Here is a 16209-nt window from a genome sequence, read left to right as displayed (position 1 = left end):
CATTAGCGGCGGCAGGAAATCTGTCTCGTACAAAGGGAATGTCGATTTGGCGAAAAGTAAGGTTGCCGAAAGAGCTTTTTACCAGCCCGGTGCGAGCAGCATCGAAGGTATGCCGACAACGCTTCAGCTGTTCCACAACCACCCGCCCATCATGCTCCGGCCCCACTGGCACGCGCAGGTGGAGGTGAATTACCTGATGTCGGGATCAGTGCATTACCGCATGGGCGATCACGACCTGACGCTCAACGCCGGCCAGATGTGTATCTTCTGGGGTGGCCAGCCGCACCAGATGGACCGTTCTTCCGATGATTCCTTTTACGCGGGTGCGCATCTGCCGCTGGTGCATTTCTTTCGCATGCGCCTGCCGGTCGCCGTCTCCAGCCAGTTGATGGGTGGTGCGACAATGGTGAGCGCCGAGACGGATAGGGCGGATGCGGAAAATTTCGGCCGCTGGTTCCGTTACGTCACCTCGGGCAATCCGGTGAAAGCCCAGCATGCGGTGGAGGAACTGCTGCTAAGGGTCGAGCGGATGTTCCTCGAGCCGTACACCGTCATCTCCTCTGCCCTCAATGGAAAACGCAGACAGGATGACGAGGGCATGGCGCCCTCCATTGGCGTGGTGCGCATGTGCGACTTCATCGCCGCCAATTTTCTCGACGATATCGACGCGACGGAGATTGCCCGCGCCGCGTCGCTGCACCCGAAATATGCAATGAACCTGTTCCGCAAATCGACGGGCATGACGCTAATCAAATATCTCACCCTGCTCCGGCTTTCCCGCGCACAGGCGATGCTGATGACGGGCAAGGACAATATTCTGCAAATCGCCATGGAAAGCGGTTTCGGCTCGGTCAGCGCCTTCAACAAGGCCTTTCGCCAGATCGCCGGCATGTCGCCTTCCGATTTCCGCCGCGACATGCGGGCGACGGCGGCTTAATCTTCACTATCGGCGAAAGCGGCGCTGCGCTGCCGCGCCGCCTGACGGTAAGCGCGCGGCGAACTGCCGAGCATCCGCCGGAACATGGTGGTGAAAGCCGGGATGTTTTCATAACCCGCATCCAGCGCCACATTGGTCACCGCTTCGCCCGCCGCCAATCTCGGCAATGAGGCAAAGATGCAGGCCTGCTGGCGCCAGGTAACGAAGCTCACCCCCATCTCCCGACGAAAAAGGCGTGTGAAGGAGCGGCGGCTGATGCCCATTGCCGCGGCCCAGTCGTCGATCTCCACCCGCGCCACCGGCTTTTTAAGGAAGTCACGGCAAAGCGCAGCCAGCCGCTGATTGTCCGGAAAAGGCAAGCCCAAAGGGCGTTCCGGCAGGCGATTCACCTCATCCAGCAAAAGGGCGCGCACCAGGCCCTGCCGGTGAAAGGCCGACGGCTGGTGCTCTTCGGCCAACAATTCGGAAATAAGGCTCGAGGCCAGATCGGTTACTTCCACGACCTTTGGAGACATTGCCTGGAAGAGATCGGGATGGACGTAGATCGAGTGCATCTCGACCGTGGATATGACTTCGGCCTCATGTTGCAGGCCTGCGGGAATGAGCAGCCCGTGACCGGGCGGTATCATCCAGCGCCCGTCCGCCGTGCTGACGAGCACCACACCCCGGCGCGCGCACCAAATCTGCACACGGCTATGGTTATGGGGCGGCGTGCGATGCCCGGTCGGATAAACCCGATGAAGCGCCAGTACCGGCTCGTTAGTGCCGTCAATCAATTTCAGGCTACGCTCATGCTCTTCAAGCGTTACGCCCACGAACTGCGCAGATTTGATTTTAGCCATTTGGCCCACTCACAAAGAAAATCGTCCAGAACACAAATGCAGGCCAGAAACAATATGAATAAAAGCGGGAAGAAATAAAGACGTGTTTCCCGTTGTTTGAGCGGGAATCTGAAGAGGATTTACCATGGCAACCGTCACCAGCACCGGGTTCAACCCGCAACGCACGGCGTTTTCAATAATCGCAGCCGCCAGCTTCTGCCATATGCTGAACGACATCATGCAATCGCTGCTGACGTCGCTTTACCCGTTGCTGAAAGCCAATTACGCGCTTGATTTCGTACAGATCGGCCTGCTCACCTTCGCCTTTCAGGTCACTGCATCGCTGCTGCAGCCGGTCGTCGGCATGGTGACGGATCGCTGGCCGATGCCGTTTTCCCTGCCCGTCGCCATGCTGTCCACCTGCGCCGGCCTCATCACGCTCGCCTTTGCCCACAGTTTCGAGGTTCTGGTGATCGGCGCCTGCCTCATCGGCATCGGTTCGGCGATCTTCCATCCGGAAGCATCCCGCGTTGCGCGCCTGGCATCCGGCGGCCGACACGGTCTGGCGCAATCATTCTTCCAGGTGGGCGGCAATACCGGCACGGCCATCGGCCCGCTGCTCGCCGCTTTCATCGTCATCCCGCTCGGCCAGTCGAGCCTGAGCTGGTTCTCGCTGATCGCGCTCCTCGGCTTCGGCGTGCTTTCCTGGGTCGGCGTCTGGTACACCCGCCACCGCCGCGCAACCGTCGGCAAGGCCGCGGCCAGCCGCGCCCTGCCCCTCTCGCGCGGCACGGTGATGATGACGCTACTGGTGCTGGTGGTTCTGACCGCCACCAAGAATGCTTATCTCGCCAGCCTGTCCAGCTACTTCACCTTCTATACAATCGACAAGTTCGGCCTTGGCGTACAGGACGCGCAGGTTCTGCTGTTCCTTTTCCTCGGGGCTTCGGCACTCGGTGTGTTCTTCGGCGGCCCGATCGGCGACCGTTTCGGCTCCCGCGTCGTCATCTGGTTCTCGATCCTCGGCGTCATTCCCTTCGCGCTCATGCTGCCCTATGCCAACCTGTTCTGGACGGCGGTTCTGGTGGTTGTCATCGGCTTCGTCTTCTCCTCCGCTTTCTCGGCCATCGTCGTGTTCGCGCAGGAACTGGTGCCGGGCCGCGTCGGCCTCATCGCCGGAATGTTCTTCGGTTTCGCCTTCGGTTTCGGCGGCATCGGGGCTGCGGTTCTGGGCGTCTATGCGGATAAGGAAGGCATCGAATTCGTCTACCGCATCTGCTCCTACATGCCGCTGCTCGGCCTTCTGACAGTGTTCCTGCCGAAACTGCCGAGCCACCGCTAGGACCGGCCAATAGCGGCGGTCATTTCAAATCTGACCGCCGCCCCGCATCAGGCCGATTTTCGCAACATGAGGTCGGCACTGAGGAGAATGCGATCACGAATGCGGGTCGACTGACCCGCCTCCTCGTTCAGCTTCTGAAAAAGAAGCTCGATCGACAGCCTGCCGATCTCGTTATAATTCTGCGCCACGGTCGTAATCGGCGGGTTGGCGTAACGCGACAGCGGATGATCGTCATGACCGGCAACCCGCAGATCATACCCGGTGCCATGGCCGACCTTCATGCCCTTCTGCGAGGCAGCCGAGATGACGCCGAAAGCGATCCGATCATTGGCGCACAGGATGGTTCGGGAGGGCAGATCTCCCATTCGTTCGAAAAGCCGGCTCGCCTCATCGAACGCAAACCGCTCGAAATCCCATCGCGCGGGCTTCGCGACATCTAGGCACAAGGGTTCGCGGCCGAGACGCCGCATAGCCTCCTCATAGGCTATACGGCGCGTCGAGGAGTTGTTGTTGACCTGCGGCATATCGAAATAGCTGGGCGGCTCACCCGAGCGGCAGAGGTAATCAACGATCAGGTCAACGCTCTGCCTGTTATCCGTGCCGACAAAGGCCGACATCTCGTCCAGCGGCGAGTCGACATAGACGATGGGGATGGTAGCGGCGAGCTGTTCTAGTGTCGAGCAGTGCGATGTAACACCCAGCGGCGCGATGATCGCGCCCGCGATGTTCATGGACTTGAAAGTACGGATGGCACGGTCTTCGATTTCCGGCTTTCCATCCGAAGACAGCACGAAGGCAAGAAAACCGGCGTCGTTGGCAATCGATTCGATACGGTTCGTCAGGGCCATGTAGAAAGGGTCGGCATAGTTCGGAATGACAATGCCAATAATATTGCTGCGACGGCGGTTGAGATTGACGGCAAACATATTCGGCCGGAAGCCGGATTTTCTAAGCGCCTCCTCTATTGTGTCCCGCGTCTTCTTACGCACCGAGGACGGGTCATTGAAGTATTTGGATACCGTCGGGCGAGAGAACCCGACGAACTCCGAAAATTCCTCCATCGTCCTGATAGACTTGGCCACAATGTTACCCCCAATGAAAGAATCATGGGTAGATTACATCGCTCTTTCCTGTCGCGAAAGACCGATCATATGAGCCTCCCGGAAGCCAAAACATCAGAGCGTACAAACTATACATTCTTTCTCATAACATAAGTAGAATAGCTTCAAGTATCAGGTTCCATCGATCCGGGCGCCGCTCCTGTCGAAGACATGCAGCCGCTCCTGCGGGAAACCGACCCGAAGGGATTTGCCCGGCTGCAACAGCGCCCGGTCTGACGAAAACAGCTTGAACGGCAATCCGTGCACGGTGAGATGCAAGATGACGCCGAGGCCGGTCGGCTCGACCAGATCGACCGTCGCTTCAACATCACCCTCGGCCAGCGCAACGGTGACATGTTCCGGACGGATGCCGAGCGTGACCGGCTCGCCATCGGCCAGCTTCACATCCCGGCCAAGCTCAAGGCGCGTGCCGTCACTCAGCACGACGAAACTGCCGCCATTCTCCCGTCCGATCCGGCCTTCGAGGAAATTCATGCCCGGTGAGCCGATAAAGCCGGCAACGAAGAGATTGGCGGGACGGTCATAGAGATCGAGCGGCGCCCCGATCTGCTGCACATGGCCGGCATTCATGGCGACGATACGGGATGCGAGCGTCATGGCCTCGATCTGGTCATGGGTAACGTAAACCGAGGTGGCACCGAGATCGGCATGCATGCGTTTGATTTCGGCGCGCATCTGCTCGCGCAGCCGCGCATCGAGGTTGGACAGTGGTTCATCGAACAGAAAGGCCTTGGGCTGGCGCACGATGGCGCGGCCCATGGCGACACGCTGGCGTTGGCCGCCGGAGAGCGCCTTCGGGCGGCGGGCGAGATAGGGATCGAGGCCGAGTTTCGCCGAAGCACCGGCCACCGCCGCCGCGATGGTTTCTTTCGGGCTGCGACGCAGGCGAAGGCTATAGCTCATATTGTCGGCAACGCTCATATGCGGATAGAGCGCGTAGGATTGAAACACCATGGCGATATCCCGGTCCTTCGGCCGGCGATCATTGACGCGCTCACCGTCGATGGACAGGTCGCCGGACGTTATCTCCTCAAGTCCCGCGATCATGCGCAGCAACGTCGATTTTCCGCACCCGGATGGGCCGACGAGAACGATGAACTCGCCATCACCAATATCAAGATCGACGCCATGCAGCACGGCGAGGTCGCCATAGGTCTTGCCGACATTCTTCAGCTCGATGGAAGCCATGGGATTATCCTTTCACCGCGCCGGCCGTCAGGCCCTGCACGAGATAACGTTGAATAAGCAGGAAGAAGAGGCAGGCCGGAATGAGCGCCAGAACGCCCGCCGCCATCATCTGTCCGAAATCGACGGAGAATTTAGACACGAAGGTCAGAAGGCCAACCGGGAAAGTGGCGCTCTGGTTGCCGGAAATCAGCATCAGAGCAAACAGCAGCTCGCTCCATGCGGCGGTGAAGACGAAGCCGAGCGTTGCGGCAATGCCCGGCAGCGTCAGTGGCAGAATGATCTGGCGAAAGGCCGTAAACCGGCTCGCCCCGTCGATCATTGCGGCCTCTTCCAGATCCTTCGGAATGCCGTCGAAAAAAGACTGCATGAGGAAGGTGGCGAAAGGCACGTTGAAGGCGGTGTAGACGATGACGAGACCCGTCAGGCTGTTGGTGAGGCCGAGCGGCGACAGCATCTTGAAGATCGGCGCGACCAGCATCACCAGCGGGAACATCTGGGTGATCAGCATCAGGGCGACGATCCAGTATTTGCCCTTGAAACGGAAGCGTGACAACGCGTAACCCGAAAGTGACGAGAGTACCGTTACGGCAAGCGCCGTGGAGCCAGCGACGATGACGCTGTTCTTAAAAAATGTCGGGAAGGCGCTGTTTTCTATGACGAAACGATAATGGTCCCATGTCGCCCGCGACGGCCACATTCGCACACCTTCGCTGTAGAGCAGATCATTCGGCGTGACGGAGACCTTGAGCAGCCAGAACAGCGGGAACAGCGCAAAGGCGATATAGGCGAGGATCGCCAGACGATGGGCAAGGGTGAAAAATATCCTTGATGTCATCGGTCAATCCTTCTCGATCAGGCGCTGGCGCAGCAGCACGATCAGCATGGAATAGGCAAGCAGCAACACCAGCAGCACCAGCGCAATGGCCGAGGCATAACCGAAATCCAGACGCCTAAAGGCCTGGGTGAAGATGTAGCTGGCGACGATCTGCGTGCGGTCGGCCGGTCCGCCATTGGTCATGACGATGATGAGATCGGCGAAATTGGCAATCCAGACGGTGCGCAGCAGGATGGTGATGGCGATGGTGGGGGCGAGAAACGGCAGGGTGATCGAGGTGAAACGCTGAAGCGGATTCGCCCCGTCGATTTCCGCAGCCTCGTAGAGATCGCGCGGAATCGCCTGCAATGCGGCAAGCAAAGTGATGGCGAAGAAGGGAATGCCCCACCAGACATTGGCAATGATCGGCCCCCACATGGCGAGATGCGGATCGGCGAGAATATTGTTGGGTGCGGATAAAAGCCCGAGCGACGCCATCCAGTGCGGCAGCGGCCCGATGACCGGGTTGAACAGCCATGCCCAGTTGAGACCGGCGAGAAAGGTCGGCACGGCCCATGGCAGAAACACCAGCGCCTGAGCGAGCCCCCTGCCTGCGAAAGGCTTATCCAGCAGCAGTGCCAGAATGAGGCCGAAGAAGAATTGCAGGAAAACCGAAGCGCCTGTCCACCAGAGCGTGTTTTTCAGCGCCCGGTAAAAGGCCGCGTCCTGCGACAGAGCCTCCAGATGTTTCAGGCCAACGAAACCGCCGGAGAACGGGTTGAGCAGCTGCACGTCGCGAAACGCATAGGAGAGGCCGAGCACCAGCGGCACCAGCATGACGGCGACGATGAGCACCAGAACGGGCGCGCTGTAGAGCCATGGTTCGGCCCAATCAGCAAACCGCCGCATTGCGGGCTTGCCAGCCGGTTTGCGCGCAGCCACCGGCCCGGCGCCATGGGCATAGGACATTGTATCGCTCCCTGATCGGACGACGGAACGGACGGGTTTTCCAGCCTCTCGGCTCACCGATCCGAAAAATTGCAAGAAAAAGCCTGTCGCAGCGAAGGCCGGCAAGACCCGCCGCACGGGCATTTGCGCCCGCACGGCTGGTGCGTGTCGTTACTTCGAGGCGAGGAACTTCTGCTGCGCCTTCGTCATGTAATCCGCCCATTGCTTGGCGAGGTCTTCCGGCGTGATGTCGCCGAGCAGCGCTTCCTGAGAGGTCTTGATCACGAGCGAGTCCTTGAAGAAGGCGAATTCCTCAAGATAGGTCGGCATCGTCGTCGGCACGGCGTTCTTGTCCGCCAGTTCATCGAACCAGCCCTTGAACTGCTCGCTGGCATAGAAGGGGTCCTTCTCCGCCGACTTGTGCACCGGCAGCGCGCCCGTCTTCTTGTTCCACTCGATATTGCCTTCCGGTCCCTCAAGCGTCTCGATCAGCTTCCAGGAAAGGTCCTTGTTTTCAGACTTCGCCATCATCGACCAGCCGGCGAAACCAATAGTCGGGAAGGTCTTGCCATCGGGTCCCTTCGGCATGGTCATGACGCCGAAATCTTCCGGCTTCATGCGCTGGGCAATGGCGATCAGCGCATCCGGATCCTGATCGAGGAAGGCGCAGGTGCCGGAATAAAAACCGGCGACGATCTCGTTAAAGCCCCAGTTGACGCTGTCCTTCGGCGCCAGGCCGTTCTTGTAAAGATCGATCACATAGGTCAGGCCCTTCACCCAGCCGGGGCTATCGAATGTGGAAGTGCCGTCCTTGGTGAAAAACTCGTTCGAGCCAGCCATGGACGCGCCGAACATGACCCAGCCGTTGAGGCCGCCAGGGCCGCCGCGCAGGCAATAGCCATATTTACCGGGAAGGGCCGCCACTTTCTTCGAGGCGTCGGCGAATTCGTCGAGCGTCTTCGGCGGCTCCTTCACGCCGGCCTGTTCCAGCAGTTTCTTGTTGTAGAACATGGCGCGGAGATAGAAACCGTAAGGCAGCATATAGGCGGTATTCTTCACATCGCGGCCGAGTTCGAGCGTGCGCTCGCTCAAGCCCGCCGTGTGTTCCCACTTGGCGAGATAGGGTTCAAGGCTCTCCAGCATGCCGTTATTGGCATAAAGCGACAGCCAGGTATCAGGCATTTCCATCACATCGGGAATATCGCCCGCGGAAACCATGGTGGCGAATTTCTGGAAGGCCTCGCTCCACGGCAGCGAGATGATCTCTACCTTGGTGCCGGGATTGGCCGCTTCGAATTTCGAGACGATGCCCTTCAGCGTTTCGGTGCGTTCCGGGCTGGTGATGACTTCCACCAGTTTCAAGGTCGTGTCCGCCAGCGCCGTTCCGGTCATCAGGGCGGTGAAGATTGCTGCTGCTACCAGTTTTTTCATGTCGTTCTCCCCTTTTTGTGGTCAGTTTAAAAAACGTCAGGCGGCGGAGGCCGCCTTGATCGCGGGTTCGAGATCGTTCCAGAGCGCTTCCGTGCCCTCCAGCCCGACATGCAGGCGCACGGAGCGTGCGCTGATGCCGAAGGTGTGGGCGGAGTTTGGCTGCGCCTTCTGTTCGAGCACCACTTCGCCCGGAACGATCAGGCTTTCATGCCCGCCCCAGGAAACACCCAATTTGAAAAGCTTGAGCCGGTCGGCAAAAGCGCGCACATCCACCCCTTCCTTGAAGATGAAGGAAAACAGGCCCGACGTGCCGTTGAGACCCGGCGGCAGGCGGTTCGCCAGCCCGGGATGGCAGACGGTTTCCACGACGTCGAGCGCGTGAAGACGCGTTGCGATATCCAAAGCCGAGGCCTGATGCGCCTTCATGCGCAGCGGCAGGGTGCGCAGTCCGCGAATGAGCAACCATGCGTCGAAGGGAGACATCTTGCCGCCGAGATAGGGATAGGTTTCCGCCCGGATGCGGTCGATCATCGCCTTCGAACCGGCAACCACGCCGGACACCACATCGCTATGGCCGCCGAGATATTTCGAAGCCGAATGCACGACCAAATCGACGCCAAGCGAAATCGGCTGCTGGAAAACGGGGCTTGCCCAGGAATTGTCGATGACGGTGACCGCGCCATGACGCTTGCCTATGGCAGCGAGCGCACCGACATCATGGGCTTCCATCACCCAGCTTGTCGGGCTTTCCATGTAGAACAGCTTGGCGCCTGGCATCGCCTTTTCAACCGCCGCCTCATCGCGACCGTCGACGTAGGTCACCTCGATATTCATGCGCTGCATGAAGGTGCCGAACAGGCGGAAGGCATCGGGATAGACATGGCGCACTGCGACGATGCGGTCGCCCGGCGAAACGAAGGAAAGCACGGTGGAGGAAATGGCCGACATGCCGCTCGCAAAACCGAGCGCTTCTTCCGCCCTTTCGAGCTTCGCCAGCATTTCCTCGAACAGCCGCACGGTGGGATTGAGCCCGCGCGTATAGACCGGCCGCACCTTTTCGCCGCGATAGGTGGAGACCATCTCGTCATAGCTGGAAAAGGTGAAAAGCGAGGTCTGCACGATGGGCGGCACCACGGCGTCGAAGGCGTGGGCTTCGTCATGGGCGACGATCAAAGAGGCGGGATCGAACAGATCGTTGCCATGGTTCATTTCGACATGTCCTTGATATCCTCCTCGACGACGGCGAGGATTTTCAGTGTTTCTTCACGGGCGGTCTCCGCATCGCCCGCAGCGATCGCGTTGAACAGGGTGCGGTGAAAGGGAAAGGAGCGACCGGCGAAATCCGGGCGGTCGAACGGTTTCGACCAGAAACGTTCGAAACCTTCGCGCATCTGCTCCAGAAGCTGCTTGAACAGCGTATTGTGGGTGGCGTCGTAGATCGACAGATGGAAGGCAAGGTCGGCTTTACCGGAGGTGCCTTCGGCCAGATGCACCCGCTCCATCTCATCGAGCCGCGCTTCCATGGTGGCGATATCGTCTGCCGTGCGGCGACGAGCGGCGGCCATGGAGGCCTCCACTTCGATGCCGCGTCGTACTTCCAGCGTCATCAGCAGCGCGTCGCGCAGGCTTTCGGCATCGATGGAGATCGGCATATGCACGGTGGCGGCGGAAATCGGTTTCAGGAGGTAGTTCCCGCTGCCCTTTCGGCTGTCGATCACACCGAGCGCCTGAAACTTACGGATGACTTCGCGGATGGTGGACCGCCCCACGCCCAGCGCCGCCATAAGTTCCCGCTCCGCCGGCAGCCGATCTCCCGCCTTCAGTCCAGCCCGCTCCACATACTCGGAAAGCGCCGCCTCCACCTGGCGCACACGGTCGCTCGGCGGAATCGGCTGCATGAGTTCCCGGCGGGACCTGTCCAAAACGCATCCCCTAAATTGGTCTGACATCTTACCATTTCAAAAGGTAAAAGGAATGTCAACGGGCAAGGGACGCTGTACGCTCCTCTCAGCAAAATCTCGTATGCTGCTGAAAAAATAGAGATAATGAAGTACCCAATGTGTCTCTTGGGTTATTGGTGCAGCAAAAAAGTAACTGCGCGATCCCTCGATATCGAAAAGTCAGAGTGCGGGCTTGAAGGGAATCGATTGTGCCGCATCACGACGACTGAGAGCCGCCGATTAAGCCGTCTTCACGCGAGCCACCTGACGCGCCAATGCGTCGGCATGCTCATTGCCGACAGTGCCGGAATGCCCCTTGCACCATTCTACGGCCACATGGGGATGCTGCTCGAGCAAGGTGTCGAGCTGCTGCCAGATTTCCCTGTCAGGGATCGGTCTTCGGCGGCTACGCTGGTTGGGCGTGATGCGCGTCCAGCCATTGTTGCGCCAGATCGCTCGATACCGCCGACAGCCCTCAATGACATGAACCGCATCCGTCCAGAGCGTGACTGCCCGCGTTGGCGCCTCAGCGGCGATCCACAACATGGCATTCAGGACGGCGAGGACCTCGAACGTATTGTTGGATGTGCCGACCGCCTTGCCCGAGGCCGAATGGATTTGGTCGGCTGTTTCATAAACGACGAACGCCCATCCTCCGAAACGGGAGGCATCATCGAAGGAGCCGTCGGTGAAAATGTGAAGCGCATCGGACATGACAGGTTGTGTAGTACCCAATCGGAAACCACTAAAGCAACACGCCATTTGAGAAGGTTTCTTCGGTGCCAATAGCGTTTCCCCCTCGCAGGCAGCCAAAAAGCGCGGGGAGAAAAGCAGAAAGGGCGGCGCAAGCCGCCCTCCCCGACTCCACAACGAAAGAGCTGAACTTACTGGCCGAGAACCGCCGCCGTGATCGTCTGCATATTGTGATTGATCATGTCGATATAGGTCGAAGCCGGGCCATCGGCAGTCGAAAGCGCGTCGGAGTATAGCGTGCCACCAACCTTGAGACCGGTTTCGCTGGCGATCTGGTCGATCAGCCGCTTGTCGGTAATGTTTTCGACGAAGATCGCCGAGGCCTTGTCATGTTTTACCTGGTCAACGAGCTTGGCGACATCGGCGGCCGACGCTTCTGATTCCGTTGATACGCCTTCGGGCGCAAGGAAATTCAGACCATAGGCATGCTCGAAATAACCGAAGGCGTCATGCGAAGTAATGATGACGCGTTTTTCCGGCGGGATGGCGGCGATCTCGGTCTTCACCTTCTCGTTCAGCGCGGCAAGCTTGGCGATATAGGCGTCCGAATTGGCGGTGTAGGTGGCGCAACCGGCCTTGTCGACTTCGCAAAATGCGCCGGCAATGTTCTTCACGTAGATTTCCGCGTTCTTGATCGACTGCCAGGCATGTGGATCGTATTCGCCGTGATGGTGATGCCCCTCATGGCCGTGGTCGTGATCATGGGCCTCGGCGGTCTCATGGCTGTGGCCGGCTTCTTCGGCCTTGTGGTCGTGGCCATCCTCTTCCTCGGCTTCCGGATGGGCGTGACCTGCCGGCTCTTCAGAAAGCTTGAGCGGCTCCACACCCTTGGTCAGTTCCACCACCGGCGCCTTGGTGCCGCTGGTGTCGATCAGCCGCTTCAGGAAGCCTTCAAATTCCAGACCGTTGACCAGCACCACATCCGCCTTGCTGACGGCGACGGCATCGGCCGGGCGGGGTTCATAAACGTGGGCGTCACCATCCGGCCCCACCAACGTGGTGATCTCCACGCGGTCACCGCCGACGTTTTTAGCAAAATCGGCGATGATCGAGAAGCTCGCCACGACCTTGAGTTCGGCGGCGGACGCCTGCGCCATCAGGACCGGGGAGAGGGAAAGAAGGCTGACGCCAGTGGCGAGACGGAGGGTTTTGAACATGAAGGTTCTCCTTTTTCGAACGCTGTTTTCAGGCCGTCCTGTGACGGCCGGAACCGAGAAGATCGCTGAGCACGCCGCGCGTGCCGACGAGGATGGAGAGGGCGTAAATGACGCCCGCGGACAGGATGATCGCCGGGCCTGATGGCAGCGATGCGTGATAGGAAAGGAGCAGGCCCGCAAAGCAGGACACCATGCCGATGCCGATGGAAATGAAGCACATGGGTGCGACACGGTTCGACCAGAAGCGGCTGGCGGCGGCGGGCAGCATCATCAGCCCGACCGAGAGCAGCGTTCCCAGCGCCTGAAAGCCGCCGACGAGATTGAGCACAACGATGGCAAGGAAGAGGAAATGCACCGGGCTGCCCCAGTTGCTGACCGAGCGCAGAAACAGGGGATCGAGACATTCCGCCAGCAGCGCCCGCCAGAAGGTGATCATCACCACCAACGTTACGATGCAGATGCTGCCGATCAGGCCGAGCGCCTCATTGTTCAGCGCCAGCACCGTGCCGAACAGCACATGCATGAGATCGACGCTGGAACCGCGCCATGAGACGAGCAGCACGCCGAGCGCAAGCGAGATGAGATAAAAGGCGGCAAGGGAAGCGTCTTCCTTCTGGATGGTGAAGCGTGACACAGCGCCGGCGCCGAGCGCGACCAGAAGGCCGACAGCCAGCCCGCCGATGGTCATGGGCAGGATTTCCAGCCCGTAGAACAGAAACCCGACCGCCGCCCCCGGCAGGATGGCATGAGACATGGCGTCGCCCGTCAGGCTCATGCGGCGCAGCATCAGAAACACCCCGACCGGGCCGCAGCTGATGGCAAGGATCAGCGCACCGGCGAGCGCCCGCTGCATGAAGACATATTGGACGAAGGGTTGGATGAAGATATCAGCCATGGGCATTCGAATTCGCGCGTGAGTGGTCATGGGAATGGGAACGGGCGGTGGCAGCGTGCGGACTTGCCCCGACGATCTGCAGCGAAGGTGCTTCGGCCGGATCGCACCAGGGCGCATTTTCTTCCCACGCCTCGTGAAAATGCCGCGCCTGCCGGATGTTCTCGGACTTCAACACCTCGGCCGTAGGACCCAGCCCGACGAGCTTTCGGGCGAGGAACAGGGTCTCTGGAAAATGCTGCCGCACGAGCTGGAAGTCATGAAGGACCGCCAGCACCGTGCGCCCCTCGGCCACCCATGACTTGATCAGGACCATAAGGTCGGCAACAGTCTTCTCATCGACGGCGTTGAAGGGTTCGTCGAGCAGGATCAGCTGCGCATCCTGCAACATCGCGCGCGCAAACAAGGCTCGCTGCATCTGGCCACCGGACAGTGAGTCTATATTTCGCTTTTCAAAACCGGAAAGCCCGACCGCCTCCATCACGCGGCCCATCGCCGCCCGGTCTTCGGAACGGTGGCGGCCAAACAGGCCGCGTTTCGGCCAGAGACCAAGCGCCACCAGATCCCGCACCTGCGCCGGAAAGGAGCGGTCGAGTTCCGATTGCTGCGGCAGATAAGCGACGGACAGATTTGGGCTTAACCGGCATTCCCCGCCGAGCGGTTTCAAAATGCCGGCAATGCCTTTCATCAGCGTCGATTTTCCAGAGCCATTGGCGCCGACCACCGCAGTGAGCGAGCCTTTGGCGATATCGCCATTCAGATGATGCACGGCCGCGCGGCCGGCATATCCAAGCGTCAGGTTTTTGAAGGTGAGGCACGGATCGCTCATCGATCCCTCCAAGGCAGGATGTCATTCGATGGCCCTTGATATGTAATGTTATTACATTCGTCAAACGAATACGTAATGAAATAACATTAACTATCGGAAAGATGCGTTGCGCTTCGCATAAGTCACAGCCCCCGCATAGCGGGACACTTTTTTTCTGTCGCCCGTTGACAGGTGGACGATGTGTAATGTTATTACGTTACATCACAAAGACGGGGTAGCACCGAACCCGTCGTTTTCAGATCGTCCGCGTGGTCGCCATGAGGTGCACGCGAGCGTTGCCAAAGAACGAGGTCCTTATGTCGCACAAACTTCCCGTCACCGTGCTTTCCGGCTTTCTGGGCGCCGGCAAGACGACGCTCCTCAACCATATTCTCGCCAATCGCGATGGTCTGCGTGTGGCGTTGATCGTCAATGACATGAGCGAGATAAATATCGACGCCGCGCTGGTGCGCGATGGCGGCGCCAATCTCTCCCGCACGGAGGAGCAATTGGTGGAAATGACCAATGGCTGCATCTGTTGCACGCTGCGCGACGACCTCCTGAAGGAGGTGCGGGCGCTGGCCGAACAGGGGCGTTTCGATTACCTGCTGATCGAATCCACCGGCATCGCCGAGCCGCTTCCGGTCGCTGCGACCTTCGATTTTCGCGACGAAAACGGCCGCAGCCTTTCCGATGTTGCGCGTCTCGACACCATGGTGACGGTGGTGGATGCCGCCAATCTTCTCAACGATTACGGTTCGTCCGATTTTCTGGCCGACCGGGGCGAAACCGCAGGCGATGGCGACAACCGCACCATCGTCGATCTCCTGGTGGAGCAGATCGAATTTGCCGATGTCGTCGTCCTCAACAAGATCGGCACCGCGACGCCAGAGGAGCGGGACGCCGCCCGCAAGATCATCGTCGGGCTGAACCCGGATGCAAAACTCATCGAGGCCGATTTCGGCAAGGTGGCGTTGAAGGAGGTTCTGGGCACCGGCCGTTTCGATTTCGCCAGGGCGGAAGAACACCCCCTATGGTTCAAGGAATTGCACGGCTTCAAGGACCACATTCCCGAAACCGAGGAATATGGCATCCGCTCCTTTGTTTACCGCGCCAAAAAACCCTTCGACCCTGTGCTGTTCCAGCGCTTCATCGACCGCGCCTGGCCAGGCGTAGTGCGCGCCAAGGGCTTCTTCTGGCTGGCGACGCGTCCGCGTTATGTCGGCGAGATCAGCCAGGCCGGCGCGTTGGTGCGTACCGGCAAGATGGGCCTGTGGTGGTCCGCCGTGCCGAAAGAGCAATGGCCGCGCGAGAAGCAGTTCCTCGATATGATGAAGCACTATCTCGATCCGGTCTTCGGCGACCGCCGGCAGGAAATCGTCTTCATCGGCTCCGATCCGATGAACGAGGCGCGCATCCGCGCGCAGCTCGACGCCTGCCTGATCGATACCGAGGCATTCACACCGGATGCATGGCTGCACCTGCCCGATCCTTTCGCAAGCTGGGACCGGCAGGCGGCTTGATCGTTCCTCGCCCTTATTTTAGCCGGGCGTGTGCGCCTTTCGTCTTCTCTCCGCCGGGGAGAAGAAACAGGCCGCCCCGTTTCTTGCGAAACACTACAGAAAATTCAGCGTCACCAGCGCCAGAACGAGATAACGCCCAACCTTGGCGACGGTGACCAGCAGCAGAAACACTGGCAGCGGTTCCTTCATGATCCCGGCGGCAACCGTCAGCGGATCGCCGATCAGCGGCACCCAGCTGAGCAGCAGGGACCATTTGCCATAGTGCCGATACCAGTTCTGGGCGCGCTCCAGCGCCGCCTCACCGACCGGAAACCAGCGTTCATGCCGAAAGCGCTCGATGCCGCGGCCGAGCAGCCAGTTCGCAAAAGAGCCGGCGACATTGCCGGCGCTGGCCACGACGACCAGCAGCCAGACGGGCTGTGATTTCAGAAGGATGAGGCCGGCCAATGCGGCCTCCGACTGCATGGGTAGAATGGTCGCTGCTATGAACGCCGTCAGGAACAAACCCGCATATACCGCCAGATCGGCCATTGC

General features: G+C 59.8%; 16 protein-coding genes. 3 read left to right on the top strand and 13 right to left on the bottom strand.

From position 1 onward, the window contains the following. Positions 1-46 precede the first annotated feature (46 nt). Positions 47-937: a helix-turn-helix domain-containing protein gene (locus tag O9X91_RS11250; RefSeq protein ID WP_269833925.1), complete on the top strand. Its 891-nt coding sequence runs from the start codon at positions 47-49 to the stop codon at positions 935-937. Here O9X91_RS11250 and O9X91_RS11245 read toward each other — a convergent pair. Further along, the gene (locus O9X91_RS11245) at positions 934-1779 is read right to left on the bottom strand and encodes an AraC family transcriptional regulator (protein ID WP_142913975.1); all 846 of its coding nucleotides are present in this window, start codon (positions 1777-1779) and stop codon (positions 934-936) included. The two genes, O9X91_RS11250 and O9X91_RS11245, sit on opposite strands and share 4 nt — an antisense overlap. Before the next feature lie 124 nt (positions 1780-1903). Here O9X91_RS11245 and O9X91_RS11240 point away from each other — a divergent pair, with 124 nt between their 5' ends. Next, positions 1904-3100, top strand: coding sequence for an MFS transporter (locus tag O9X91_RS11240; RefSeq protein WP_077984224.1), 1197 nt, complete (start codon positions 1904-1906; stop codon positions 3098-3100). A gap of 47 nt (positions 3101-3147) precedes the next feature. On the opposite strand, the gene O9X91_RS11235 is transcribed toward O9X91_RS11240, so the two are convergent. From O9X91_RS11235 to aztA, 11 genes are all read right to left on the bottom strand, one after another. Further along, entirely contained in the window at positions 3148-4161 is a 1014-nt protein-coding gene (locus O9X91_RS11235; RefSeq protein ID WP_142913993.1) for a LacI family DNA-binding transcriptional regulator, read from the bottom strand. Positions 4162-4332: 171 nt separating this feature from the next. Further along, positions 4333-5409, bottom strand: coding sequence for an ABC transporter ATP-binding protein (locus tag O9X91_RS11230; protein WP_142913976.1), 1077 nt, complete (start codon positions 5407-5409; stop codon positions 4333-4335). A gap of 4 nt (positions 5410-5413) precedes the next feature. Then, complete coding sequence (locus tag O9X91_RS11225) at positions 5414-6244, bottom strand: carbohydrate ABC transporter permease (RefSeq protein ID WP_077984227.1); 831 nt, start codon at positions 6242-6244, stop codon at positions 5414-5416. Between the two features lie 3 nt (positions 6245-6247). Continuing rightward, positions 6248-7192: a carbohydrate ABC transporter permease gene (locus O9X91_RS11220; protein WP_142913977.1), complete on the bottom strand. Its 945-nt coding sequence runs from the start codon at positions 7190-7192 to the stop codon at positions 6248-6250. Between the two features lie 150 nt (positions 7193-7342). Then, on the bottom strand, positions 7343-8602 hold the full coding sequence (locus tag O9X91_RS11215) for an ABC transporter substrate-binding protein (RefSeq protein WP_142913978.1): 1260 nt from the start codon (positions 8600-8602) through the stop codon (positions 7343-7345). 36 nt (positions 8603-8638) lie between these two features. Beyond that, the gene (locus tag O9X91_RS11210) at positions 8639-9811 is read right to left on the bottom strand and encodes a PLP-dependent transferase (protein ID WP_142913979.1); all 1173 of its coding nucleotides are present in this window, start codon (positions 9809-9811) and stop codon (positions 8639-8641) included. Beyond that, on the bottom strand, positions 9808-10500 hold the full coding sequence (locus O9X91_RS11205; RefSeq protein WP_162520603.1) for a FadR/GntR family transcriptional regulator: 693 nt from the start codon (positions 10498-10500) through the stop codon (positions 9808-9810). The genes O9X91_RS11210 and O9X91_RS11205 overlap by 4 nt, the downstream gene beginning before the upstream one ends. Positions 10501-10782: 282 nt before the next feature. Further along, positions 10783-11256: a ribonuclease H family protein gene (locus tag O9X91_RS11200; RefSeq protein WP_142913981.1), complete on the bottom strand. Its 474-nt coding sequence runs from the start codon at positions 11254-11256 to the stop codon at positions 10783-10785. Positions 11257-11426: 170 nt separating this feature from the next. Beyond that, the gene (aztC, locus tag O9X91_RS11195) at positions 11427-12452 is read right to left on the bottom strand and encodes a zinc ABC transporter substrate-binding protein AztC (RefSeq protein ID WP_077984232.1); all 1026 of its coding nucleotides are present in this window, start codon (positions 12450-12452) and stop codon (positions 11427-11429) included. 28 nt (positions 12453-12480) lie between these two features. Next, positions 12481-13347, bottom strand: a complete 867-nt coding sequence (gene aztB, locus O9X91_RS11190; RefSeq protein ID WP_142913982.1) for a zinc ABC transporter permease AztB — start codon at positions 13345-13347, stop codon at positions 12481-12483. After that, positions 13340-14173 (bottom strand): zinc ABC transporter ATP-binding protein AztA, encoded by an 834-nt coding sequence (gene aztA / locus O9X91_RS11185; protein ID WP_142913983.1) that lies wholly within the window; start codon positions 14171-14173, stop codon positions 13340-13342. The genes aztB and aztA overlap by 8 nt, the downstream gene beginning before the upstream one ends. Positions 14174-14469: 296 nt before the next feature. On the opposite strand from aztA, the gene zigA reads away from it, so the two are divergent. Next, a complete protein-coding gene (gene zigA / locus O9X91_RS11180; protein WP_142913984.1) occupies positions 14470-15675 on the top strand; it encodes a zinc metallochaperone GTPase ZigA in 1206 nt (401 codons plus the stop codon). Positions 15676-15768: 93 nt separating this feature from the next. On the opposite strand, the gene O9X91_RS11175 is transcribed toward zigA, so the two are convergent. Beyond that, complete coding sequence (locus O9X91_RS11175; RefSeq protein WP_142913985.1) at positions 15769-16206, bottom strand: YqaA family protein; 438 nt, start codon at positions 16204-16206, stop codon at positions 15769-15771. Positions 16207-16209: the final 3 nt, after the last annotated feature.

This window comes from Agrobacterium salinitolerans, from assembly GCF_027498475.1.
GTDB classification, from domain to species: Bacteria; Pseudomonadota; Alphaproteobacteria; order Rhizobiales; family Rhizobiaceae; genus Agrobacterium; species Agrobacterium salinitolerans.
This window is presented reverse-complemented; position numbering and strand designations above follow the sequence as displayed.